Raw genomic sequence first — 23,187 nt, 5'->3', positions numbered from 1 at the left:
GATCGTGACCGTTTCGCTTTGGCGGCTTGGCAGTACGCGAAGCGCGACGACATGCGCACATAAGGAGATCCACCATGGGTTCTTTGAGTTCCCTGCTGTCCAGCCTCATACCGGCCCTCGGCTCCGCCGTAGCGGGCGACGGACTACTGGACACCTTCCTCGGTTCACTGGCGCACTTCCGCAAGTAACCGGGCAAGACCGCAAGAAACACAAAGCAACACAAAGCAATTCGAAGGAGACACCATGGGATCGCTGTTCGACCTGCTCGGCAAGGGTAGTGGGAGCATCGGCGACGTCGGCACCAAGCTGGTGAACGCGCTGATCACCATCAGCGGCGGCACACCGGCCGCCGGCAAGTAACCCGGACCGAACACGAGTGGGGGCACACCCGGATCCGGTGTGCCCCCTGCCGATCCCCGCTATCCAGGCGCATTCATGATTCCGAAGTTGTTGCGCGGCAGTATGTTCCGGGCAACGTTCCTCCTCGCGGCCGCACTGTTCCTCCTCACGGCAGCGCAGCCCCGCACCCTCGCCGCACCCGCCGCCCTCGGCGACACCGGCAGACTGGTCCAGCTCACCGTCCACTCCGCGGCCATGGACCGCGATATCACCCTGCAGGTCCTGCGACCGCGGGACACCGGAACCCCCGCCCCCACCCTGTATCTGCTCAACGGCGCGGGTGGCGGTGAAGACGAAGCGAGCTGGGTCGCGCAGACCGATCTGCAGAACTTCTTCGCGGACAAGCACGTCAACGTCGTCATCCCCATGGAGGGCGCGTTCAGTTATTACACCGACTGGCAGCGACCCGACCCGGGCCTGGGCAAGACGCTCGGCAACAACGGCCGCAATATGTGGTCGACCTTCCTCACCCGGGAACTACCCCCGGTCATCGACCGGACCTTCGGAACCGACGGCGTGAACGGCCTGGCGGGCATCTCCATGGCCGGCAGCTCCGTCCTCGATCTCGCCATGCAGGCGCCCGCGCTCTACCGTTCGGTCGCCTCCTACAGCGGCTGCGCCATGACGAGCGATCCACTGGGACAAGCCTTCATGAACCTGGTGATCAGCATCGGAAACGGGCGGGCGCAGAACATGTGGGGCCCGCTCGACGGCGAGCCGTGGCGCGACCACGACGTGGTGCTGCACGCCGACCGCCTGCCGGACATCCCCATGTACGTCTCCAGCGGCACCGGACTACCCGGCGCCCACGATCGGCTCGACGACCCGACCGTGCGGGACAACCCGCAGACCCTCGCCAATCAGATGCTGCTCGGCGGCGGCATCGAAGCCGCCGCGCACTACTGCACCACCCGGCTCGCCGAACGCACCCGCGCACTCGGGCGCACCGACATCACCTACAGCCTCGACGATCCGGGCACCCACTCCTGGGGGTACTGGCAGGACGAGCTGCACAAGTCATGGCCGATGTTCGAGAACGCGCTCGGCCTCGGCTGATTCGAGCGCCGCGGACAACCGGTCGAACGAGCAGAGCAGCAGCTCACCGTAGTGCGCGGTCGACGGCAGCATCGTCCTGTCCGCGCTGAACGCGATGATCAGCTCGTCCCCCTGCGAGGTGGTCACATGCCGCAGGCCGTCTCCGTCCATGATCGGCAGCGCGCCGAACGCGCAGATCATCGGCGCGCCCAGGAATTCCAGCCGCGCCGCCACCGGCGGCACATTGCTGACGGTGGTGTTGGACAACGGGACGGTCGAGAGCTCGTCGAACACCCGGCGCGCCCGGGCCCAGCCCGCCAGCCGCAGCAGCCACGCCGGGGACGTCTGGACCCGGGACTCCCGGCGCAGCACCGCGGGATCGGCGCTGCGCTCCTTCTCCCGTCGCGCCGACTCCCGGATGGCCAGTAGCCGCGCCACCGGATCGGCCAGATCGGTGTGCAGATCAACCGACAGCTGCACCAGCTGATTGGCCGAATCCCAGTGCGCCACACCCCGCATGGAGCGGGGCACCATGGCGGCCAGTGCCGCCGACGGCGTCTCGCCGAGTTCGGCCAGCAAGGTCCCGAGCGCACCGGACACCACCGTCAGGACCAGGTCGTTGACCGTAACCCGCTCCGGCGCCGCCGCTTTCGCTCGCAGCACCGCGGACAGCGGAATGCGCACCAGGTCGAAGCCGAAGACCGGGTCGACACGGCGATTGAAACGGGTCGCCGGACGGAAGGCCGGCGGTTCGTGAATCAACCCGGCCGCGGTCCGTTCCCGCACCTCGGCGGCCGCGACACCGGTCCGGCGCAGGCCGATTGCGAAGCGCGTCAGCCGATACGGCAGTACCGCCACCGCCCGCGCGGCAGCGAACGGAGCCGACCACGTCCGGCCCTCGTCCGGAGTGCCGACCGGCAGCTCCGCACCGGCGTCGAAGAGCTTCGATTCCAGGGCGCGAGTGGCGACACCGTCCCCGGCACTGTGATGGAACCGGACCACCACCAGGGTCACCGTGTCCCCCGGTGCGCCGGGAACTCCGCGCACTCCGGCGAAGACATCGACCCGCCACGGCGGCCGATCGAGATCCATTCGGTCGGCGGCGATCTCCGCGATGCGCTCGCGCGCCGCGTCCCAGGCCAAGCCGGATTCGGCCGATGCCACGTGCCGGTCCAGGTCGAAGTCCCGGTCCGGCACCCAGTACGGCAGATCCAGATCCCAGGGCACGCGCGCCAGCCGCTGCCGATGACGAGGGAAGTGCCCGATGCGCGCCCGCACCCATGCGTGTACCGCATCGAGCTCGGGCGGCGTCGCCTGCGGCGCGGTGGCGTCGAAAGCGTAGACGGCGACGATATTCGACGGATGCCGGGCGAATTCGTCGTAGACGAAAACGGCGTCCCGCGGGGTCAACTGTTCGATGAGGCAAAGTCTAGCTACCGGTCGTTCGCTAGGGTGCGACCCGGAGATTCCGTGACTTGCACCACATTTCACCCGCGACGGGCGGTGCGCTGAATTCCGTTCACATGCCGTCACATGACAGCAACAACACTGTGATGGCCTGTGCGGGCTTGTACCCCACGGGGGAGCCGGTGATGAGCTCGAAGGGAGCCGGTGATGAGGAGAGCCGCGATCGTGATGCCGTTGCGCACGCCGATCGGCCTACCGGGCGGACAACTGTCGACCGTCCCCCCGGACCGCTTGATAGCCACGGTCATCCGCGCGGCCACCGAGCGCTGCGGCCTCGACCCCGCCCGCATCGAAACCCTCGTCACCGCGGTCCCCGAACCGCACGCCGTCCGCGCCGCGGCCGCCCGCACCGGCATCGCCCCCACCGCCGGCGAATTCCCCATCGGCAGCTCCCCCGGCGCCGGCCTGCGCGCCCTCATCACCGCGGCCATGATGATCCAATCCGGCGCCGCCGACATAATTCTCGCCATCGGCGCCGAATACGCCTGCACCCCGGCGGAACCCGGCGACCGAGCCGTCCGGACACACCCGCCCACCGATCCCGCTCGACCCGCTGTCCATCCGCCCGCCGGCCCGATGCCCCAGCCGCGCCCCCACGATGTGACCCCATCTCGCCCCGGCGCCATGGCCGGGCCGCACCTCGGCGCCGTGGCTGCGCCCCACCCCGGTGAGGTCGCCCCGCCCCGCCCCGGGATCGTGGCAGCCATGCTCGGCGCCGCCGACCTCACCACCGGCGCCACGACCGACACCTACGCGAGCCCCATCAGTGTCCCCGCGCATCCTGCGGCCCAGCCCGGCCTCGCGGGTGAGAACTCCGCGCAGTCCATCACCGCCGCCCAGGGGTATTCGGCCACAGACGCTTACGGACAACCCGTTGCGGAAGCGTTCGCGTGGCCCGCCGGGGTGCACCCGGTTGCCGGGACCCCGCCGCCCGGAGCGGCACGGGTTATCGGTCCCGCCGGCGCCGGCGTGGTGGCGGACTCGCGCGGCCGCGCCCACGGGACCGGCGTGGGCGAGCCGACGACCGTCGAGCAGGCCGCGGTACTCGCGGCGGCCGAATCCAGTTTCGGCACGGCGGAATTGGAGTATGCCGAGATGCTGGCGCAGCGGTACGGCATTTCGCGGGTGGCGGCCGACGAGTTCGCGGCGACCAGTCATCGGCGCGCGGCGCGGGCGCGCCGGCAGGGGTTCTTCGGGGAGGAGACCGCGCCCGTGGTGTGCGCCGCGCCGGGTAGCGGGAATTCCGGTGCGGCCCAATTGGTCGATCGGGACGAGGGGTTGCGCGACGATGTCTCGCCGCGCGCCTTCGCCCTGCTGCCGTCGCTGCGGCCGGACGGCATTCTCACCGCGGGCAACAGCAGCGCCCGGGCCTTCGGCGCCTCGGCCTGCCTGATCGTGGCCGAGGATCGGCTGGCCGACCTCGGGCTCGCCCCCATGGGCTACCTGACCGGCTGGACCACCGCGACCGCGGAGCCGGACGCCCCGGTGCCCGCCGTCACCTCGGCCATCGCCAAATCCCTGTGGCACACCGGGTTCGACCTCGACGACCTGGATCTGCTGGCGGTCGACGAGCCGAGCGCGGTCGAGGTGCTGGCCCTGATGCGCGCGCTCGGCTACGAGGATCCGGACGGTGAGCGCCTCAATGTGCACGGCGGCACCCTCGCGCTGGGCGATCCGGGCGGCGCCGCCGGGCTCTGCATGATCACCACCCTGCTGCACGAACTGGCCCGCAGCGCAGGCGGTTACGGCCTGGTCGCGACCTCCGCGGGGCCCGCCCGGGCGGTCTCGGTCATCGTCGAATCCGCCTACGCGGTCCCGCTGGAACAGGCCCCGCGCGGCGCCCGCTTCCACGGTGTCCGCGCCCGCCGCTCCGGCAAGCACCGTGCCTGAATCGAAAGCTATCGATCGGCAGGGAAATCCGGATCCTCGTCGGGGATGTGCGGGCGCAGGATCACGATCGCCAGGCCGTTGGCCAGGGCGGCGCGCAGTTCCGCACGATCGACGCTGCCGTCGGCCCGCAGGCTGATTCCCGCGCGCTTGCCCTGGGCCGGGTTGCGCCACAGGATGAGCCGGTACGGCGCGTCCGTCTCGTCCTCGCCGGTGAGCACGTCCCAGTCGGCGAGCACGGCGCGGCCGCGTAACAGCACGCGGACGGGTTCGTCCGGCCGTAAGTGGTGCCGCCAGCGCGCGGCAGTGCTGATGAACAGTTCACCATCGTGTTCCACGTACCCGGCGGGGTGCTCGTACGCCTGCCCGGCTTTATCGCCGGTCACGGTGACCACCAGTAGCTTTCGGCTGATCACACGATGCAGTGGTGAGCGCAGTATCGACCGCACCACGGCATCCAGCGCGCGCCGCGTGGCAGATGCGCCCGGGTCGCGAGTTTCCGTGACGGGTTTCGACATCGGGAGTACCTCCGAACCACCTATTTACCGAGTCACTACTCAGAAAATACGACGGAGTACCCCGCGTCCGCTCAAAGATCAACTCGCCGAACAGGAATCGGCTCCCCGGCGGTCCTGCACGACCGGCAGGACCTCGACGCCATTGCAGGACCTCGACGCCATTGTCGAAGCCGCCCTGGTGTGGTGCTGCTGTTTTCCTATTTGGTGCGGGGGCGGGAGTGGAAGCCCAGTCCCTCGTCCTGTGCACCCAGCCAGTCCTGTTCCTGGTGCTTCGCATCCGGAACGTAGATGGTCTCCTGCTCGCGCTGGGTGACCACCTGGGCGGGCGGGGTGTGCTCGAACTCGTCGGCGTCGATGACGAGCCGTTCGAGATCGTTTTCCAAGCGGCGGACAGTGTTGTCGTCCCCGTAGTGCGTACGCAAAGCGCCGACGCACTGCCGGAGCTGGCCGACCGCGTAGCGGAGTTCGGCAATCTCGCTGCGTGTCATCGAAACCTCCTCGAGCCGTGTGACAGACCACACATCGTGATCTACAACACAGTACGTGAAGACTGGCGATCCGTCTCGTCCGAAACGCAAATCCACAGGTAGCGGGCCTGTCCCGACCACACGCCCGTGCCATTTTCGGGCCTCCGGACAAACACCCCGAAACCCCCAACCCGTACCGGGTACCCCCGATACGGGGTCGTTTTCCGGGTCCGTGATGGCCGGCGCCTAGCCCGCGATGGCCAACTCCGGACCGCACTCCTCCGGCCCCCGCCCGGACCGGCTCGCCACCGCCCGATCCACCAGCGTCACGATGGCCGTCGCCACCTCCTCGGCGCGCTCCAGGATGACGCTGTGACCGGCGCCGTCCAGCCGCACCAGCTCGGCGTCGTCGAGCTGTGAGGCCAGCACCACCGAATGCGCGAACGGAATCATGATGTCCGCCGAACCGGCCAGCACCAGCGCCGGAATCGCACCCAGCTGGTGCAGTGTGGCGGTCTCGTCGAAACGGATCAGTGAGTGCAGGAAGCTGGCCATGGTGAGCAGCGGCGTCTCGTTGACCATGGCGGTGGCCACCGCCAGCACCCGCGGACTCACCTTGCGGGTGCCCAGCGTGGCATCGCGCATGATGGGCTCGAAGATCCTGCGGCTGAAGTGTTTCGACGCCTGCATGGCCCGCGGCGCCCGCCGGATGGCCAGCTGCAGCGAACTCACCGCCGGGCCGCTCAGCAGCCGGCCCAGGCCCACCCGGGTCACCCCGTTGGCCGCCGCCGAGATGAGGCCGACGCCCACCACCCGGGTCCCGATCGCCTGCGGGAACAGGCGCGCGTAGGCGAGCACGGTCATGGCGCCCATCGAATGACCCACCAGCACAATCGGACCCACCGGGACGACCGTGCGCAATACGGCGTCGAGATCGTGCGCCAGCTGGTCGATGGTGTACGTGGCCGGATCGGCCGCACCCGAATCCCCGTGTCCCCGATGGTCGTAGAACACCATGTGGGTGTCGTCGCCCCAGCGTTCCAGCAGATGCGTGCGCATGAAGGCCCAGGATTCGGTGCGCAGGCAATGCCCGTGCACGAAGACGACGGTGACCGGGGCCTCGGGCGTGCCGAACTCGCGGACCGCGATCGGGACGCCGTCGTCGGCCGAGACGGTGATGTGGCGGCCGTCGAACTCGGCCGCCGGGCGGTTGGCAGTGGACATGACGTGCTCCTGAAGAGTTCGCCTCTTGCCCGGTTGTCGATAGTGATTGCCGCCGCGTTAACCCGCTACACCAGGCGTTATGCACAAGTTGTGCAACTGTCGCCGATGATCGACCTACGGCTTGCCAGGCAAATCTACGAACATCTCTGCATCTCGCTAGAGCGCGCTAGAGATTCCTGCCAACGAGCCTCGCCAGATGAATCTATGCCTTTCTAGTGAATCGGGTAGATATCTGTAGATTCCTATCCGTAGCCGCCCGCTAGGTGGTGGCCGCCGACTTGGTCGACGGGAGGAACGGCCGGAGCAGGTTCTGCTCCACCGAGGGACCGAACTGCCATTCGGAGATCCACGGCCCGGTGCCCTCGCTCGGATCGAGCGCACCGCCCTCCAGCCACTGGTAGCGGCCGTCGAGGACACCGCGGGTCAGATCGGTGTCCGCGTCATCGGTATTGGCCCAGAGGGATTCGAAGAGCTTCTCGACGCGCAGTCGGGACTGCCGGCAGAAGACATCGGCGAGTTCCTCGGCCGCCACGCCGTCCGGATCACCGGCCACGCGCAGCGACTGGGCCCGGACGCAGGCGGCCGCCATGGCGAAGAGTTCCGCGCCGATGTCCACGATGCGGCCCAGGAAGCCCTGCTTGTACTCGAGCTTGGCCTGCCAGCGCGCCATGCCGTACATGAGCGCGCGAGCCTGCTTGCGCGACATCCGCTCGACGAAGCGCATATGCCTTGCCAGCGGCCCGAATTCGCCGAACGCGACCGGGGCCGTGCCCACGCCCACCGCCAATTGCGGGAACCACTTGGCGTAGAAGCCGCTCGCGCCGACCGCCGCCTTGGCCTTGTCCTTGAGTTCGGCATTGCGGTCGACCAGCGCGCCCGCCGCGGCCATGTGCGCGTCCGCCATCTCGCGGGCGATGAGCAGCCGCATGATCTCGCTGGAACCCTCGAAGATGCGGTTGATGCGGAGATCGCGCACCATTTGCTCGGCGCCGACGGCTCTTTCGCCGCGCGCCTGCAGCGAGGCCGCGGTCTCGTAGCCGCGGCCGCCGCGGATCTGCACCAGTTCATCGGCGATCCGGCAGGCCATCTCGGAGGCCCAGAGCTTGGCCAGCGCCGCCTCGATGCGAATGTCGTTGCGGTTCTCGTCGCACATGGTGGCGGACAGGTCCAGCACCGATTCCAGCGCGAAGGTCGAGGCGGCGATGAAGGAGATCTTCTCGGCCACCGCCGCGTGCTCGCCGACCGGACGGCCCCACTGCACGCGGGTGCCCGACCATTCCCGGGCGATCTTGAGCGACCACTTGGCCGCCGCCGTGCACATGGCCGGAATGGCGAGCCGCCCGGCATTGAGGGTGGTGAGCGCGATCTTCAGCCCGTCGCCCTCGCGGCCGACCAGATTCCGCTTCGGCACCCGCACGTTGTACATGCGGGTGACGCCGTTCTCGATGCCGCGCAGGCCCATGAACGAATTGCGGCGCTCCACAGTGATTCCCGGGCTGTCCGCCTCCACGATGAAGGCGGAGATCCCGCCGCGATGCCCCTCGCTCTTGGGCACCCGGGCCATCACCACCAGCAGTTCGGCGACCACGCCATTGGTGGTCCACAGCTTCACGCCATTGATCTCGTAGGCCTCGCCGTCGGCGGTCGGGGTGGCGGTGGAGGCCATGCGGGCCGGATCGGAGCCGACATCCGGTTCGGTGAGCAGGAAGGCGCTCACCGCGCCTCTCGCGCAGCGCGGCAGGAACTCTCGCTTCTGCTCCGGGGTGCCGGCCAGCTTGAGCGGTTCGGGGACGCCGATGGACTGGTGCGCCGACAGCAGCACGCCCAGGCTGGCATGCGCCGAGCCGACCAGCATGAGGGCCCGGTTGTAGCCGACCTGGGACAGGCCGATGCCGCCGTACTCCTCCGGGATCTTCAGGCCGAAGCAGCCGAGTTCGGCCAGCCCGCGTACGTATTCGTCCGGTATGCGACCTTCCGCCTCGATGCGCTGACCGTCGATGGTTTCGCAGAATGCCCGCAGCCGGGTCAGGTAGGCCTCGATCTTGGCCGAATCCGCGGCGCTGGGCTGCGGGAACGGATGGATGAGGTCCAGCCGGAACCGGCCGAGGAACATCTCCTTCGCGAAAGAGGGCTTGGCCCAGGTGGTTTCGCGGGATTCTTCGACAAGCGCTCTCGCTTGTTCTTCGGTGGCATCGACTTTCGCGGCAGTCGCCATGATGTCCTCCTCGACCGTGATGAGAATCACATTCGAGTGTAGGAGTGTTTGTTACCCACCGGTAGGGGGCGGCAAAGATCGAAATGCCTTGTCGGCCAATGATCTTGGTTGGGTAGCTAGTTGCTGGTTACTGCACCCCGCGCAGATATCGGCCGAAGTGCGGCACCGTGAAACCGATGGTTCCGCGCTCCGCGGAGTAGATCAGGCCCTTCTTGATCAGCCCGTCACGGGCCGGAGAGAGCGATGCGGGCTTGCGGCCCAACTCATTTGCGACCGCAGATGTCGCCACGGGTCCGTCATCTCCGGACAAATCGGCCATCGCACGCATATATTCACGCTCGGCTGGAGTAGCCCGCTCGTAGCGGGAGCCAAAGAAACCGACCGCCAGTTCCTCTTCGGCATGCGGCGCGGCCACCGCCACATCGTCGGCCGAGATCGGGCTCTGGGCCGCCACATCCCAGGTCGCCTTCCCATACGCCTGAACGAAATACGGGTAGCCGTCCGCCTTGCGGTAGAGCTCCTCCAGGGCCTCCTGGGTGAACTTCACGTCCTCCCGCTCGGCGGGCGCGAGCAGCGCCAGGTCAGCGGAGTCCCGGTCCAGGCGATCGATGCGGTGATAGGAGAACAGGCGCTCCGAGTAGCTCTTGGAGGCCGACAGCACCGCGGGCAGATGCGGCAGGCCCGCCCCCACCACGATCAGGGGCGCGGCGTCCTGGCTGAGTTCGTGGCAGGCGCCGCAGATGGCCGAAATGTCCGCTGCGCCTAGATCTTGCAGCTCATCGATGAAGAGGGCGATACCCACGCCCGTGTCCCGCGCCAGCTGCGCGGCCTCCATGAGCAGCTCCACCAGATCGATCTCGATATCCCCGGAATCGGCGCGCCCGGTCACCGCGGGCACGTCGATGCCCGGATTCCAGCGCTCCCGCATCCCCTTGTCCGCGGTGGAGCGCAGCGCGAATGCCTTGAGAATGCCGAGGAAGTCGTCCACCTGCTCCGGATTCCGGTGCTGCACCGCGATCGACCGCACCGCCATGTGCAGCGCCGAGGACAGCGGCCGGCGCAGCTCCTGATCCGGGCGCGCCTCCAGCTTGCCGGTGCCCCAGCCGCGCGAACGCGCCGCCGAGCGAAGCTGATTGAGCAGCACCGTCTTCCCCACGCCGCGCAGCCCGGTGAGCATGACGCTGCGTTCCGGCCGGCCGCGCGACACCCGCTCCAGCACGATGTCGAAGGCGTCCAGCTGGCGATCGCGGCCCGCGAGTTCGGGCGGCCGCTGGCCGGCGCCGGGCGCGTAGGGATTCCTGACCGGGTCCATGCCGCCCAACCGTAGCGTGCGAACGCCGGATCGGAAGGGGAAGAATCCGGGATTATCCGGGCGTCTACCGGGAGAACTAGACACAGCTATCGATAGGCATACGCGACCGATTGCGTTCGCACCCCCAGGGTCTGCTCGCTTCTCTACCCTTATGCGTGGTTCGCGAAGGATCCAGCGCAGGAGGGTTCATGACGGAAGAAACAGTGCCCACCGTCGCGGAGGTGGTCGAATCCTGGAACGTACCCGCCGAGGCGACCGTCGCGGCGCGGATTCGGAAGAACATCCTCGTCGCCATCGAACGCGGCTACGACGATCCGCAACTGGTCGCCGATCTCGCGGTGGGTCCGCTCGTCATGGCGCTGGGTCAGCTCGAGGTGGAACTGGCGGACGCGCGCCGGCGCATCGAGGATCTCGAGCGGGCGCTCGGGGATGGCTAGATAACGGTCATTTCGATCAGGTATATCGAGCCGTGATCCAGGGCGCTGAACGGGATTTCGAGCATCCACCTGGGGAAATTGCATAGGTCACAACACACCCGTGCGTTGGGGTGGACAACACACAGCGCTAGCCGTAATCTTCTCGTGACTTAGCGGAGTCTGTCGCTTCATCGGAGAGGCGGCCCGCGACGTTACCGCCCAATCGAATGAGAGCGACCATCTCTCACTCGAGCCGGGGACCCAATCCAGTTCGGGGTGAATCTCCTTACGGCCAACCGCCGTTGGAGTAGGGCCTACTTCCGGGCCCGAACCCGTCAGCTAACTCGGTCGGCGGTCAGAGTAGGAAGATCGGAGATGCGGCTCGGTGGGTAGGCACAGCTTGCAGCGGGAATCCCGGCTGCCGAATTCTGTCAAGGGCGCCATTGTCATGGGCGCCATGGCGGCAACGACTACAGGCGCGTTCCCGGCGATCACCGCCGCCGCTGCCACGGTCGACATCCCGGGCATCGGAAACTTCGATGTGCCGGATCAGTTCGCACCCCAGGTGCAGCAGTTCAACGAGACGGTCAAGAACGTCCAGAACGCCGTCCCCGGCGCTGGTCTTCAGGTGGGTCAGCCCGCCAACCCCGCTCCGCTGCTGCCGCAGGTCGGCCAGTCGCCGTTCCCCAATCTCTTCCCGGCTCCGGTCCACCAGACCGCGGGCGACGTCGCCCTGCAGGCCGCGCAGACCAAGATCGGCTCCGAGTACGTCTGGGGGGCCACCGGCCCGTACAGCTTCGACTGCTCCGGTCTGGTCCAGTGGGCCTACAAGCAGGCCGGAGTCAACGTGCCGCGCACCAGCTTCGAGCAGTCCAACGTCGGTATGCCGGTCGCCTACCAGGACCTGCAGCCCGGTGACATCGTCATCACCAACGGCGGCGGCCACGCCGGCATCTACGCCGGCGACGGCAAGATGCTGAACGCCCCGCAGAGTGGCGAGACCGTCTCCTACGCGACCCTGCGTCCGAGCGAAGTCGTCACCGCCCGCCGCATCAACGCCTAGTCACCCACCGACGTAGGCACCCACCGCGTCGCGCCGACACCGTATGGTGGCGTGGTGACGCCAGCTCCAGCGAGCACCGGATTTTCCGAAACGGCCCAGGCCCGAGTTGATTCTTGGACCTGGGCCGTCCGGCTGTTCAAAACCAGGTCGGCCGCCGCAACCGCCTGCCGCGCAGGACATGTGCGCGTGAACGGGGTTCCCGTGAAACCCGCGCACACCCTGAAACCCGGCGACGAGGTCCGCGTCCGGGTCAACGGCATGGAACGCATAGTCATCGTCGAGCGGCTCATCACCAAGCGGATCGGCGCGGCCGTCGTGAGCCAGGTGCTCATCGACAAGAGCCCGCCGCCACCGGATCCCGGCGTGCTCGCCGCCCAGCCCCGCCGCGACCGCGGCTCCGGCCGCCCCACCAAACGTGAACGGCGCGAAACGGATCGGCTCCTCGGGCGTATCGAGGAATAGCCCGCCGTGTGACCCCGAGTGCTAGCTCGGAGACTTCGGGCTCGGCGGCTCGGGTTCGGCCGCGCCGTTGCTGCCCGCCGCCGGAGGCGTGGCCGGGATGGCGCGCGCGGCCCACGCCGTGGCGGCCACCGTGATGAGGGCGCCCAGCATGAGCGCCGATGCCTCACCGGGTTTCAGCACATGCAACTGGGTGCCGACCGTGACCGCCGCAACCGGCACGCCGATCTGCGCGGAAGCCATGACCCCGAAGGGAATCGGCTGCCCCGACAGCCGCATGAGCGCATGCGCCAGCACCGCCGCGCCGCCCAGTGCCAGCCCCAGCAGGATCAGGTGCGGCTGCTGCCCGAACTCGCGCAGGTTCAACCGCGCACCCAGCCAGATGAAGAACAACGGCGCCAGGAACCCGTCACTGATGCCGAACAACTGCCGCGCCACCCGCCGCGGCTCGCCGACCGCCGCCACCGCCAGCCCGAGTGCGAAGCCCGCCAGCATGATCGACACCTGACTGCGCGTCGCCAACGCGCCCAGCAGGAACAGCAGCGCCAGGCTGACCCGCAACTCCAGCGCGAACTGCCGATCCTCCGAGATCTTGTGCATCCGATGCCGGATCCCCGAGGTCTCCAGATAACGCAGCACGAAATAGACCACCACCGCGGCCGCTGCCACCGCGAGCGCACCCAGCGCGGCCCGCCCGGCATGCCTCGGATCGATCATCAGGGGCAGCGCCACCACGCACGCGGCGTCCGCGATGGCGACCTGAGCGGTCAACTCCAGCACCGGTTTTCCGGTCAGCCCCTGCGAATCGATGACCGGCAGCACCAGCGCCGCCGACGACGACGCGATCAGCACCGCGTACATCGCCCCATGACCCATATCGAAGAAATCCGACACCAGCGGCCCCAGCAGGGCCGCCGCCACCCCGACCAGCACCGCGCGCAGCGCACCCGTGCCCAGCGCCGACCGGATGGCCGCGTTCCGCACCGGGACATGCGTCCCGGCCACGAACATGACCACCGCGAAACCGATGTTCGCAATGAACGCGAAGGTCGGTTCGGCCGGATCCAGCACCCCGAATCCGGTGGTGCCGAAGATGATTCCGGCCGCCAGTTCGCCCAGGATGACCGGCAGATGCCAGGACCGGCGCCAGGCCAGCAGCGGCCCGGCCAGCCCGAGGACGGAGATGAGGGCGAGGGTTTGGAAGGTCATGGGCTCACGATCATGGCAGGTCGGCGATCTTCACCGGGATCTCGATATTCTCGTCCGTGTAGTAGATGGCACAGACGCGGTGGTAACCGTCGGCGATCTGCATGGGCACACCCTTACGAAAGTTGCCGCACACCAGCAGGATCGGCGACAGCGCGGTGCCCGCGATGATCTTCTGCAGGTCGGCGCGGACCCACTGATTGGTGGGCGGCAGCAGCTCCAGCTGGGAGGCCCGCAGAATGTCCTTGGCCTTCTTGTGCGTGATCTTCGCCTTGCGCAGGCCGGCGACCACCTTCTCGATGATGTCCGGCTCGGCCAGCATCTCCAGATAGTCCGCCGCCGCCGGATAGTCGTGCTCGTCCGGCTCTTTCTTCCATTTGACCGTCACGGTCGATTCCGCCATGGCGTCATCATTCCGTCCGGCCGGTGGCGGCGTGGCCCGACACGCGGATTCTCAGGCCGCCGGCCCGACCTCCCACTCCACGCACACCACCCGCCGATCCCGCTGCGCCGCCGCCAGTTCGCGCACGGCATCGTGCGCGACCTGCCAGGTGGGGCCGGGGACCGGGGCGGTGAGCAGCACCGTGAAGTCCGTCGGATCGGCCGCGGTGAGCTCCAGCAGATCGGCGGCGGCGCTCAGTGGCGGCTCGCAGGCCGCGTGCACGATGCCCCGGATCGGCGACCCGCACTCGCGGATATCGTGCAGCGCCGTGGCCAGATCCGCGCGATCGGCAATATCGCAGCGCACCACCACGATCCGATCCTCCATGCCGTCCAGCGGGGGCGGCAGCGCCTGCGGATCCGGGGTCAGCACCACCACGTCCAGCGCCCCGGCCGCCAGCAGCCAGCGCACCGCCACCACGCCCTGCGCGCTCAAGCCGTCCGCCACCACGTAGGTGTCCTCCGGTCGCACCTTCACGACCGGGAAGACGGGGGCGAGCGCCGGCTCGGAATCCGACTGCCCGCCAGCGGAATACCGCTCACCGGGCAGGCCGCGCGGCCGCCGCCACTGGCGTCGCGGGGGTGCGGTCGTATGCGGTCCGAGCGCCGTCCAATCGACGAAACGCCCCTCCAGATACAACCGGGCCACCGCCGTCAGGAACGCGGCGGCCTCGTCCTCTCGTGAGGCCGCGGCATACGCCGACTCCCGCAGTGTGACGTGCTCCCGCACGGCCGCGGCGTGCACGGGATGTGGCGCGACCTCCACCACGGTCGAAATCCCGTCGCGCACCGCCTGTTCCAGCGCCCCGGCCAGTTCGACCGTTCCGGTCGCGTTCGCGGCCCAGTACGCCGCATCCATTCGCGCCTCCGTCCCGATCGGGTCGGATGACGGCACGATCCCGCCCGTTCCGGCGGGCTTGTGGTCCGCGCCGTGCGACACCACTTCCCCGCTGCGGGCGGGATCGGTCGGGCGGCTCGGGTCGGTGGGCGTGAGCTGCGGCAGGCGGAGGATCGCGCCGCGGTGGGTGGTGGAGTACACGGCGATATCGGGGGTGCGCGGGACGAGATCGGCGAGGTCGGTGATCAGTTGGGGTACAAGGGTTCTGGCGCGCGGTAGATGATGCGGAGCCGATCCCGGCGCCCGCTGCGCGAAGATCGCTCGCCGGTGCGCGCGGCGGATGAGGGCCTCGACATACCGGGGTTCGCCCGAGACGGTGATCGAGGTGGGCCCGTCGACCGCGGCCACGGCGACGGACGTCCGCATGGGCTCCACCAGTCGCATGGCCTCGGCGGGCGTCGCCTCCAGCACGGCGGCTGCCGCCTCGGTCCCGGCCGCATCGAGGAGCCTGCCCCGCGCCACCGCCACCCGCGCACCATCTCCCAGCGACAGCACTCCGGCCACCACCGCGGCCGCGATCTCCCCGGCCCCGTATCCGGCCACCGCATCCGGGCGAATACCCCAGGAGTCCAGCAATTCCGCCAAGGCCACCTGATAGGCGAACAGCGCGGAATGCGCGAATACCGCCCCACCGGAATCGTTTCCGAACCCGGTGCGCGGCGTCCACACCCGCGGCCCGCCCGCTTCGACCACCGCATCGGCGACCGCGGTCACCACGGCCCCGAAAACGGGATACCGTGCCGCCAGCCCGCGCCCCATCCGTGCGTGTCCTCCGCTCCCCGAGAAGAGCAGCAGCACTCCGCCTTCCCGGCGCGCCGGGACCGGGCCGAGCACGATGTCGGAGGTTTGCAGCCCGGCCGGCACGGTATCGGCGAGCAGCCGCGGCGTGATGGCGCGGGGTGCGGCCGTCTCGATATGCCGTGCCAGCGCCCGCAACTGGTCACCGGCGTCGGCGATATCGTCCGCCAGCACGGCGGCCCGCACCGTCTCCGGCGCCAATCGTGAGGTGGCCGCGCCGAATTCGCGCAGGGTGCGATAGGAGGACACGGCCGTCGCCCAGCGCAGCGCCAGATTGTGCACGGCCGCCGCATCCCGGCCGCTGATCGGGATGAGCACCGGCGGCTCCTCACCGCGCTCGTGCGGGGCCGTCGCGACGGCGTCCCGCAGCGAGATGTGCGCCGAACTCCGCGCCTCGGTGAATTCGATGCCGCCCAGCCCGATTTCCGCGTATCTGCGGGTGCGAGTGCGCCGGGCATCGGCCGTGCGCTGCAGCACCAGCACCGTGCACACGCTGTCCCCCGTCAGGCCGACCGGCACCTGAAGGTCCGAAATGTCCGGTAGCAGAGCGAGATCCACCCCGCCCGCGATCACGAACGGCACCGCCTCATCGGCCAGCAGCCGGACCCCCATATCCACCGCCACCAGCGGCGAGGTCCGGTCGCTGTCCACCATCAGGCTCGGCCCGCGCAACTCCAGCGCCCGCGACAGCTGATGCGCGCTGTTCACACTCCCGCCGACCCCGAACACCACCGCCGCTCCGGACCCGCGCGCCACACACCCCAGCCCCGAATCGTCCAGGGCCTCCACCGCCACTTCGAGATTCGCCCGCTGCCGCCCACTCATCCCCGCGGCCTCCAGCCCCCCGATCCCGAACCACTCGTGATCGAAGTCCGCCCCGGTCACCCGGCACCCGATTCCCACGATCGACACCGCCGGCAGCCCGGCCGCCGCGCTCATCGGACCGACCCGTCCCACGGCATTCCGGCGTGTCCCGGGCCGTCAGCGCTGCTCGCGGCCTCGCCGTCAGCGGCGGGCGCGGCGATTTGCCCTGCCGCAGGGAATTTCTCGGCCGCTCTACGGCTCGGCCGCCGATCGATCCGGACATCGCATCGCTGCCGCACCGCTTTCTCCAGGCGTGCCGAATCGGTGATCGGCAGCCTGGTGACGAGAGCGTGAGCGTCGGCCGGGCCGGAGTGACCGGGTGTGGCAGTGCGCATCGCGGCATGGGGGCGCGATGTGGGCGGGGGTGTTGCTTTCGTACTCTGCTGCACAGGAATCCCTCCCGTGTGCGGCGCTCGCAGGCGCCGAGGTACCTCAAAGGATTCTGCCAAGTTTTGGGCGCGGTCAGAAGAGCTTTGCGCGAGCCGCGTCCGCGCCCAGCGTGGCGCTGGCGAGGCGGTTGCGGGCGTTGCGGTACGGGGGGAGGGCAGCGCCGGCCACGATCGTGGCGGAGAAAGTGCGCAGCCTGAAGAAACCCGCAGGTCAAGCTGATTCGTGGGAAGGGGCCTTTGCCCGGCCCGCCGTTCGACGCCGACCGGGATGTCGCGTTCCGCACGATTCAGCGGCTACACGCGGTCCCGGCCGGTATCGAGGTGATCGCGTCACATGATTACGACGCCTGCGCCGTCCGCGCGTGAATGGGATGCTCGAGATCCTCGGGCGTCGCATGCTGGGTGAAGAAGCGCAACGCTAGATTCACCGCTTCCTGTTCGGTGTAAACACCGGAGATGGCCATTGTCCGGCGCAGCGCGTCATCGTCGAGATAGATACGAGTGATTGCCATTTCGGCACCTCCGCCATGTCCGTCTGTAGAGAAAGCATGACGTATCGACGAGGCGGTGGTGCCGAAACAGCGAGGTCGCACTACTCGAATCTGTCAGGCGAGCATGCCCGCCAGCCGCGCGCCGATCAGCGCCTCGGCCTCGGACACCATGCGCGACACCAGTTCCGCGCAGGTCGGGATGTCGTCGATGAGACCCTGCACCTGACCGGCGGACCAGATGCCCGCGTCCAGATCGCCGTCCTCGAACACGCGACGGCCGCGCGCGCCCGCGACCAGGTCCTTCACGTCCTCGAACTTGCCGCCGGCCTTCTCGATTTCGACGACCTTGCGGCTGATCTCGTTGTCCGCCACGCGCGCCGTGTTGTGCATGGTCCGGAAGATGAGCTGGGTGGCGCGCTCGCTGTTGGCGACGATCTGCTCCTTCACCGTCTGGTGAATCGCCGACTCCTGCGTGCACATGAAGCGTGTACCCATATTGACGCCGTCCGCGCCCAGCGCCAGCGCCGCGACCAGACCGCGCGCATCGGCGATGCCACCGGAGGCGATGACCGGAATGTCCAGCACCTGGGTGGCGGCGGGGATCAGGATCAGGCCGGGGACATCGTCCTCACCCGGGTGCCCGGCGCATTCGAAGCCGTCGATGGACACGCCGTCCACGCCGATCTTCTGCGCCTTGAGGGCGTGCCGCACGCTGGTGCACTTGTGCAGCACCTTGATTCCGGCTTCCTTGTAGTACGGCAGGAAGGGTTCCGGATTGCTGCCGGCGGTCTCCACGATCTTCACGCCGGAGTCGATGATCGCCTTGGCGTACTCCTGGTACGGCGGCGGGTTGATCGACGGCAGGATGGTCACGTTCACGCCGAAGGGCTTGTCGGTGAGCTCCCGCGCGCGATCGATCTCGCGGCGCAGATCATCGGGGGTGGGCTGGGTCAGGGCGGTGATGATGCCGAGCCCGCCCGCCTCGGAGACGGCGGCGGCGAGTTCGGCGCGGCCGACCCACATCATGCCGCCCTGCACGATCGGATGCTCTACCCCGAAGGTCTCGGTGAACCTGGTTTTCAGAGCCATTGGCGCTGTCCTCTCCCTGCCTCTCGCAACTGCGCCGATACTCGCATGGTTGCATATGCGCCTACAAGCCCTATGTGAGTCGGAGTTTGCACCTCAAACGATCTCGCCAGGGTCAACCTGTGGATAACCGGGCCGGGCACTGACCTGGTGTTAGATCATTTTGTGCCCTCTGAGCTGCGAAATGAAGCACTGATAAATTTATGGCGGAACCTTCTCTGTAACCCTTGTCACGCCAAAAAGTTAGTTGCTATTCTCACGCTCGATCAGCGTGAAAGGACACCGCATGACCTTGCAGCCGCTCGACGAACCGATCCGCTCGCGACGCAACCACTGGGTCAACCAGATAGCGACGCACGCGATCATGCGCCCGGACCGGGTCGCCTTCCGGTGCAAGGGCGTGGACACCACGTGGCAGCAGCTGCACGAGCGGTCGGAGCAGTTCGCCGACGCGCTCGCCCGTCGAGGGGTCGGGTTCGGCGACCGCGTGCTCATCCTGGCGCTCAACTACACCGAGTACATCGAGGCGGTCATGGGCATCAATGCCGTGGGCGCCATCGCGGTACCGGTGAACTTCCGGCTCACCCCGCCCGAGGTCGCCTACATCGTGAGCGACTCCGGCGCGAAGGCCGTCGTCACCGACAACCTGCTGCAACCGCTCGCGGTAGGCGTCGCGGCGCAGGCCCCGGACCTGTCCACCATCGTGGTCATCAACGGGCAGACCGCGGACGGCGTCATCGGCTACGACGACTTCCTCGCCGAACCGGGCGAACCCCATGCGCCGCTGGACATTCCGGAGGACACGCCCTGCCTCATCATGTACACCTCCGGCACCACCGGCGCGCCCAAGGGCGCGGTGCTGTCGCACGCCAACATGAGCGCGCAGGCCCTCACCTGTATCCGGGCCATGGATCTGGGCGCGGACGCCATCGGCTTCTGCACCTCGCCGCTGTTCCACATCGCCGGACTGGGCAGCCTCACACCGTATTTCATGCTCGGCGGCAAGACCGTCCTGCATCCGCTGGGCGCGTTCGACGCCACCGAATGGCTGGACGCCGTCGAGGCGGAACAAGCCTCGGCCGCCTTCTGCGTCCCGGTGCAGTGGCAGCTCATCTGCGAGGAGCCGACGGTCAAGCAGCGCAAACTGGCCCTGCAGGCGCTGTGCTGGGGCGCCGCCCCGGCCTCGGACACGGTGCTGCGGGCCATGGCCGACTGCTTCCCCGGCGCCTTCAATGTCGCGGTGTTCGGGCAGACCGAGATGTCGCCCATCACCTGCGTGCTCGACGGTAAGGACGCGCTGCGCAAGATCGGCTCGGTGGGCAAGCCCATCCCGACCATCCAGACCCGCATCGTCGACGACGAGATGAACGATGTCGCGCCCGGTGAGATCGGCGAGATCGTCTACCGCGGGCCGACACTCATGTCCGAGTACTGGAACAAGCCCGAGGCCACCGCGGAAGCCTTCCACGGCGGCTGGTTCCACTCCGGTGACCTGGTGCGCCAGGACGAGGAGGGGTTCGTCTACGTGGTGGACCGCAAGAAGGACATGATCATCTCCGGCGGTGAGAACATCTACTGCGCCGAGGTCGAGAACGTCCTGTTCGCGCACCCCAAGATTCACGAGGCCGCGGTGGTCGGCCGGCCGCACGAGAAGTGGGGCGAGGTGCCGGTCGCGGTGGTCGCACTCGTCGAAGGGGCGGACGACCTGACTCTCGAAGAGCTGGAACCCTTCCTCAACGAGTCACTGGCGCGCTACAAGCACCCCAAGCACCTGGTGATCGTCCCCGAACTCCCGCGCAACGCCAGCGGCAAGGTCGTGAAGGTCGAACTGCGCAAGCAGTATTCGGCGTAATCCGGGATTCTCTCTGTGGTCTCTCGCGCCCGTTGCTACCGCAACGGGCGCGAGTTTGTATAGGCCGGAGAGGATCTAGATCATGTCGCGGGACGTGAGCCAGCGCATGAGCGGCCAGCCGCAGAAGACCGGGAGCCAGCAGGTGAGCACCCGGTAGAGGAGGACGGCGGGCACCGCCAGCGTCGCCGACACACCGAAGGCGGCGAGCCCACCGATCAGCGCGGCCTCGACGGCGCCCACACCACCCGGTGTCGGCGCGGCCGAGGCCAGCGTGCCGCCGATCATGGTCACGATGGTGACCGTCACGAAAGTCGTGCTGCCGCCGAAGGCTTCGATGCTCGCCCACAATGCGAGGGCCATGCCCAGCGTGGTGGTGGCGCAACCGGCCACGATCATGGCCAGCCGCCACGGCTTGCGGGCCAGATCCTTGAGCTGTTCGAGCACCTCCGCCAGCTGCGGGCGCACCTCGTGCACCAGCCATTTGCGCACCTTGGGGATGAACATGGTGGCGCCGAGCAAGCCCAGCAGCGCACCCGCCACCAGGTACAGGACGGTGGCGCTGGGCACGAAATGCGACAGGTTCGTCGAAACACCGGCCAGCGCACCGAAGATCAGCAACAGCACCACGTGCGTGACCACCTGAATGGTCTGCTGCAAGGCCACCGCCGCGGTCGCGCGCACCGCACCCAGGCCGCTCTTCTGCAGGAACCGCACGCTCAAGGCCAGGCCACCGACACCGGCGGGCGTCGTGGTGGCCGCAAAGGTATTGGCCACCTGCATGATCAGCAGATTGCGGAACCGCACGGCCTCGGACGCGCACGCCCACAAGGCCATTGCCGCGCCCACATAGGTCAGCGCCGATACGGTGAGCCCGAGCGCCGCCCACCCCCAGTGCAGATTCCCCAGTTCGGACGCGAAGGTCGGGGCCTGGCTGATGTACGGATAGGCCACGTAGACAAGGCCGATGAGCAGTACCAGCTGGATGATCTGATTGCGCGAGAACCGGGTGATCTGCGCGGCCTCGATCTTGTCCTGCCCGGTCTGCTCCAGCACTTCCTCGCGGATGGCCTTCATCAGCTCGCCCGCGTCCGGCACCGCCTTGCGCACATGCGCGGGCATGGCGGTGCGGGTCAGCCGCGCGGAGGCGCTGAGCACCGCCTCCTTGCCGAGCGCCTCCAGCGCGGTGCGCACCGTCATCTCGGCGCCGAACAGGGAGGTCGCCGACAGCAGCAGCTGCGCCACATCGGATTCGAAACGGGCCTGGTACGCACCGAATTCGGACTGCACGAACCCGCCGAAGAGCACGGTCTCGTCCGGCATGATGCGGATTTCCTCGGTGCGCAGATCACCGTGCGAGATCTGCGCCTGATGCATGACGCCCAGCGTCTCCCACACCTTGGTCAGCGTGCGGGCGCTGTCGGAGGCGGCCAGTGATCGGCCCTGGGTGACGGTATGCGCGTAGACCATCCAGCCGCGTTCCAGCGCCGCCACGGTGAGCGGCTTGTTGCTGGCCAGCCCCAGATCCGCGATGGCGAAGCCCATGAGCGCGCGATGCTCGACCGCACGGCGCATGGACGCGAAGGGCGCCGGGGACTCACTCGCGCGAATCGTCAGCCAGCGCTTCAACATCTGCAGGGCGCCGCGACTGCGCTGATTCGCGCCGTACATCTCGATGATCAGTTCATTGTCCGGCGAAGCGGATCCGCCGTTGCCGTTGTTCAGCGACGCGCCCAGCTCGGCGGACGGGGTGGTGCTCGCCGACAGCACCAGCGGCCCGCGCGCGGCCGGCCGCAGCACTTTGAACGCCGTCACCCGGAAACCGCGCTGCGCCAGCACCCGAACCGCCGCGTCGAGCGGAACCTCCAGCGCGGGAGTGCCGACCACCAGCACGATCACCGCGCCCACCAGCCAGCCCACCGCCAGCCCCAGCGCGGCCCGCGCGGGCACCACCAGACTGACGAACAGGTGGATCGGCACGAACGCCAGCAGCAGCGTCCACCACCACCGCCGGGCGCGCTTGGGCAGCCACGGGCTCGCGACCGTCAGCACCGCCGCCAGCATGGCGATCCAGCGCGGATCGTCGAGGAACTGCGACAGGAACGTATTGACCTGCTGCGGCTGCGACAGATGCCAGCGCGGCGCCGTGAAACCGGTACCGGTGATGGAGAACAGGCCCAGCGCGATCAGGCCCGCGGACAGGAACCCGGCCAGCAGCTTCCACTGCCGGCGCAGCACGAGCCGCACCAGGATCGCGAACGGCAGCGCCAGAATCGCGATGCCGTAGAGGATGTAGACGAGATTGGACTGTTCCGGCGTCAGGAAGCCCAGGATGTTGGAGACGGATTTCTCCAGCGCCTCCCATTTGGGCCGCGTGATGAGCGAGCCCGCGATGACGATCGCGACCAGGAGTACGGACAGCATTACGCGCAGAATGTCACTGGTCCGGCGGATCCGCGGCTGCAGCAGGCTGCCGGAGACGGGGATCTCCCGCCCGTCGACTCGCATGTCCTATCGGCGCTTTCGGATCGTGGGAACACCTGCGGTCCCATGGTCGGCTCGTGTGAGTATGCGGCAGGCGACGGCAGCACCGTGCACCCAACACGCCGAGTTACCGTAACCCGTCGCTGCCTGCGGCTGAGATCTGCCCGGCCCGTCACCTGCCACCGGGCGTGTCAGGCGCCCCCGCGATACCCCTGTTTT

General features: G+C 68.4%; 18 protein-coding genes and 1 riboswitch. Of the genes, 6 read left to right on the top strand and 12 right to left on the bottom strand.

The genetic code is table 11. From position 1 onward, the window contains the following. Positions 1-435 precede the first annotated feature (435 nt). Complete coding sequence (locus ACH438_RS21420) at positions 436-1,455, top strand: alpha/beta hydrolase (protein ID WP_397007771.1); 1,020 nt, start codon at positions 436-438, stop codon at positions 1,453-1,455. Here the strand turns inward: ACH438_RS21420 and ACH438_RS21415 are convergent. Further along, complete coding sequence (locus ACH438_RS21415; RefSeq protein ID WP_397007769.1) at positions 1,417-2,844, bottom strand: wax ester/triacylglycerol synthase domain-containing protein; 1,428 nt, start codon at positions 2,842-2,844, stop codon at positions 1,417-1,419. The genes ACH438_RS21420 and ACH438_RS21415 overlap by 39 nt on opposite strands. Before the next feature lie 204 nt (positions 2,845-3,048). Here ACH438_RS21415 and ACH438_RS21410 point away from each other — a divergent pair, with 204 nt between their 5' ends. Then, a complete protein-coding gene (locus tag ACH438_RS21410) occupies positions 3,049-4,791 on the top strand; it encodes a hypothetical protein (RefSeq protein WP_397007767.1) in 1,743 nt (580 codons plus the stop codon). 8 nt (positions 4,792-4,799) lie between these two features. On the opposite strand, the gene ACH438_RS21405 is transcribed toward ACH438_RS21410, so the two are convergent. The 5 genes from ACH438_RS21405 to ACH438_RS21385 form a co-directional block, all read right to left on the bottom strand. Then, entirely contained in the window at positions 4,800-5,306 is a 507-nt protein-coding gene (locus ACH438_RS21405) for a hypothetical protein (RefSeq protein WP_397007765.1), read from the bottom strand. Between the two features lie 197 nt (positions 5,307-5,503). Next, positions 5,504-5,794, bottom strand: a complete 291-nt coding sequence (locus ACH438_RS21400; protein WP_397007763.1) for a hypothetical protein — start codon at positions 5,792-5,794, stop codon at positions 5,504-5,506. Positions 5,795-6,019: 225 nt separating this feature from the next. Then, on the bottom strand, positions 6,020-6,997 hold the full coding sequence (locus ACH438_RS21395) for an alpha/beta fold hydrolase (RefSeq protein WP_397007761.1): 978 nt from the start codon (positions 6,995-6,997) through the stop codon (positions 6,020-6,022). A 259-nt stretch (positions 6,998-7,256) separates the two neighbouring features. Then, entirely contained in the window at positions 7,257-9,212 is a 1,956-nt protein-coding gene (locus tag ACH438_RS21390) for an acyl-CoA dehydrogenase family protein (protein WP_397008228.1), read from the bottom strand. Positions 9,213-9,339: 127 nt separating this feature from the next. Then, positions 9,340-10,524 carry an AAA family ATPase gene (locus ACH438_RS21385; RefSeq protein WP_397007759.1) on the bottom strand — a complete coding sequence of 395 codons (1,185 nt, stop codon included), beginning with the start codon at positions 10,522-10,524 and terminating at the stop codon, positions 9,340-9,342. 188 nt (positions 10,525-10,712) lie between these two features. On the opposite strand from ACH438_RS21385, the gene ACH438_RS21380 reads away from it, so the two are divergent. From ACH438_RS21380 to ACH438_RS21370, 3 genes are all read left to right on the top strand, one after another. Next, the gene (locus ACH438_RS21380; RefSeq protein WP_397007757.1) at positions 10,713-10,961 is read left to right on the top strand and encodes a hypothetical protein; all 249 of its coding nucleotides are present in this window, start codon (positions 10,713-10,715) and stop codon (positions 10,959-10,961) included. 185 nt (positions 10,962-11,146) lie between these two features. After that, a riboswitch (cyclic di-AMP (ydaO/yuaA leader) is annotated at positions 11,147-11,309 on the top strand. 16 nt (positions 11,310-11,325) lie between these two features. Continuing rightward, a complete protein-coding gene (locus ACH438_RS21375) occupies positions 11,326-12,003 on the top strand; it encodes a C40 family peptidase (protein WP_397007755.1) in 678 nt (225 codons plus the stop codon). Positions 12,004-12,054: 51 nt separating this feature from the next. Beyond that, the gene (locus ACH438_RS21370) at positions 12,055-12,465 is read left to right on the top strand and encodes an RNA-binding S4 domain-containing protein (RefSeq protein WP_397007753.1); all 411 of its coding nucleotides are present in this window, start codon (positions 12,055-12,057) and stop codon (positions 12,463-12,465) included. Between the two features lie 21 nt (positions 12,466-12,486). Here the strand turns inward: ACH438_RS21370 and ACH438_RS21365 are convergent, their stop codons facing one another. The 5 genes from ACH438_RS21365 to ACH438_RS21345 form a co-directional block, all read right to left on the bottom strand. Then, positions 12,487-13,671, bottom strand: coding sequence for a cation:proton antiporter (locus ACH438_RS21365; protein ID WP_397007751.1), 1,185 nt, complete (start codon positions 13,669-13,671; stop codon positions 12,487-12,489). Between the two features lie 10 nt (positions 13,672-13,681). Then, positions 13,682-14,071, bottom strand: coding sequence for a hypothetical protein (locus tag ACH438_RS21360; RefSeq protein WP_397007749.1), 390 nt, complete (start codon positions 14,069-14,071; stop codon positions 13,682-13,684). Positions 14,072-14,122: 51 nt separating this feature from the next. Next, positions 14,123-16,744, bottom strand: coding sequence for an acyltransferase domain-containing protein (locus ACH438_RS21355; protein ID WP_397007747.1), 2,622 nt, complete (start codon positions 16,742-16,744; stop codon positions 14,123-14,125). Between the two features lie 652 nt (positions 16,745-17,396). Beyond that, on the bottom strand, positions 17,397-17,570 hold the full coding sequence (locus tag ACH438_RS21350; protein ID WP_397007745.1) for a type II toxin-antitoxin system VapB family antitoxin: 174 nt from the start codon (positions 17,568-17,570) through the stop codon (positions 17,397-17,399). A 93-nt stretch (positions 17,571-17,663) separates the two neighbouring features. Next, positions 17,664-18,638 carry an NAD(P)H-dependent flavin oxidoreductase gene (locus tag ACH438_RS21345; protein WP_397007743.1) on the bottom strand — a complete coding sequence of 325 codons (975 nt, stop codon included), beginning with the start codon at positions 18,636-18,638 and terminating at the stop codon, positions 17,664-17,666. A 283-nt stretch (positions 18,639-18,921) separates the two neighbouring features. Here ACH438_RS21345 and fadD5 point away from each other — a divergent pair, with 283 nt between their 5' ends. After that, entirely contained in the window at positions 18,922-20,487 is a 1,566-nt protein-coding gene (gene fadD5, locus ACH438_RS21340) for a fatty-acid--CoA ligase FadD5 (protein ID WP_397007741.1), read from the top strand. 75 nt (positions 20,488-20,562) lie between these two features. On the opposite strand, the gene ACH438_RS21335 is transcribed toward fadD5, so the two are convergent. Continuing rightward, a complete protein-coding gene (locus tag ACH438_RS21335) occupies positions 20,563-22,992 on the bottom strand; it encodes a flippase-like domain-containing protein (protein WP_397007739.1) in 2,430 nt (809 codons plus the stop codon). Between the last annotated feature and the right edge of the window lie 195 nt (positions 22,993-23,187).

The sequence above is a fragment of the Nocardia sp. NPDC020380 genome (assembly GCF_044386975.1).
Classification (GTDB): Bacteria; Actinomycetota; Actinomycetes; order Mycobacteriales; family Mycobacteriaceae; genus Nocardia.
This window is presented reverse-complemented; position numbering and strand designations above follow the sequence as displayed.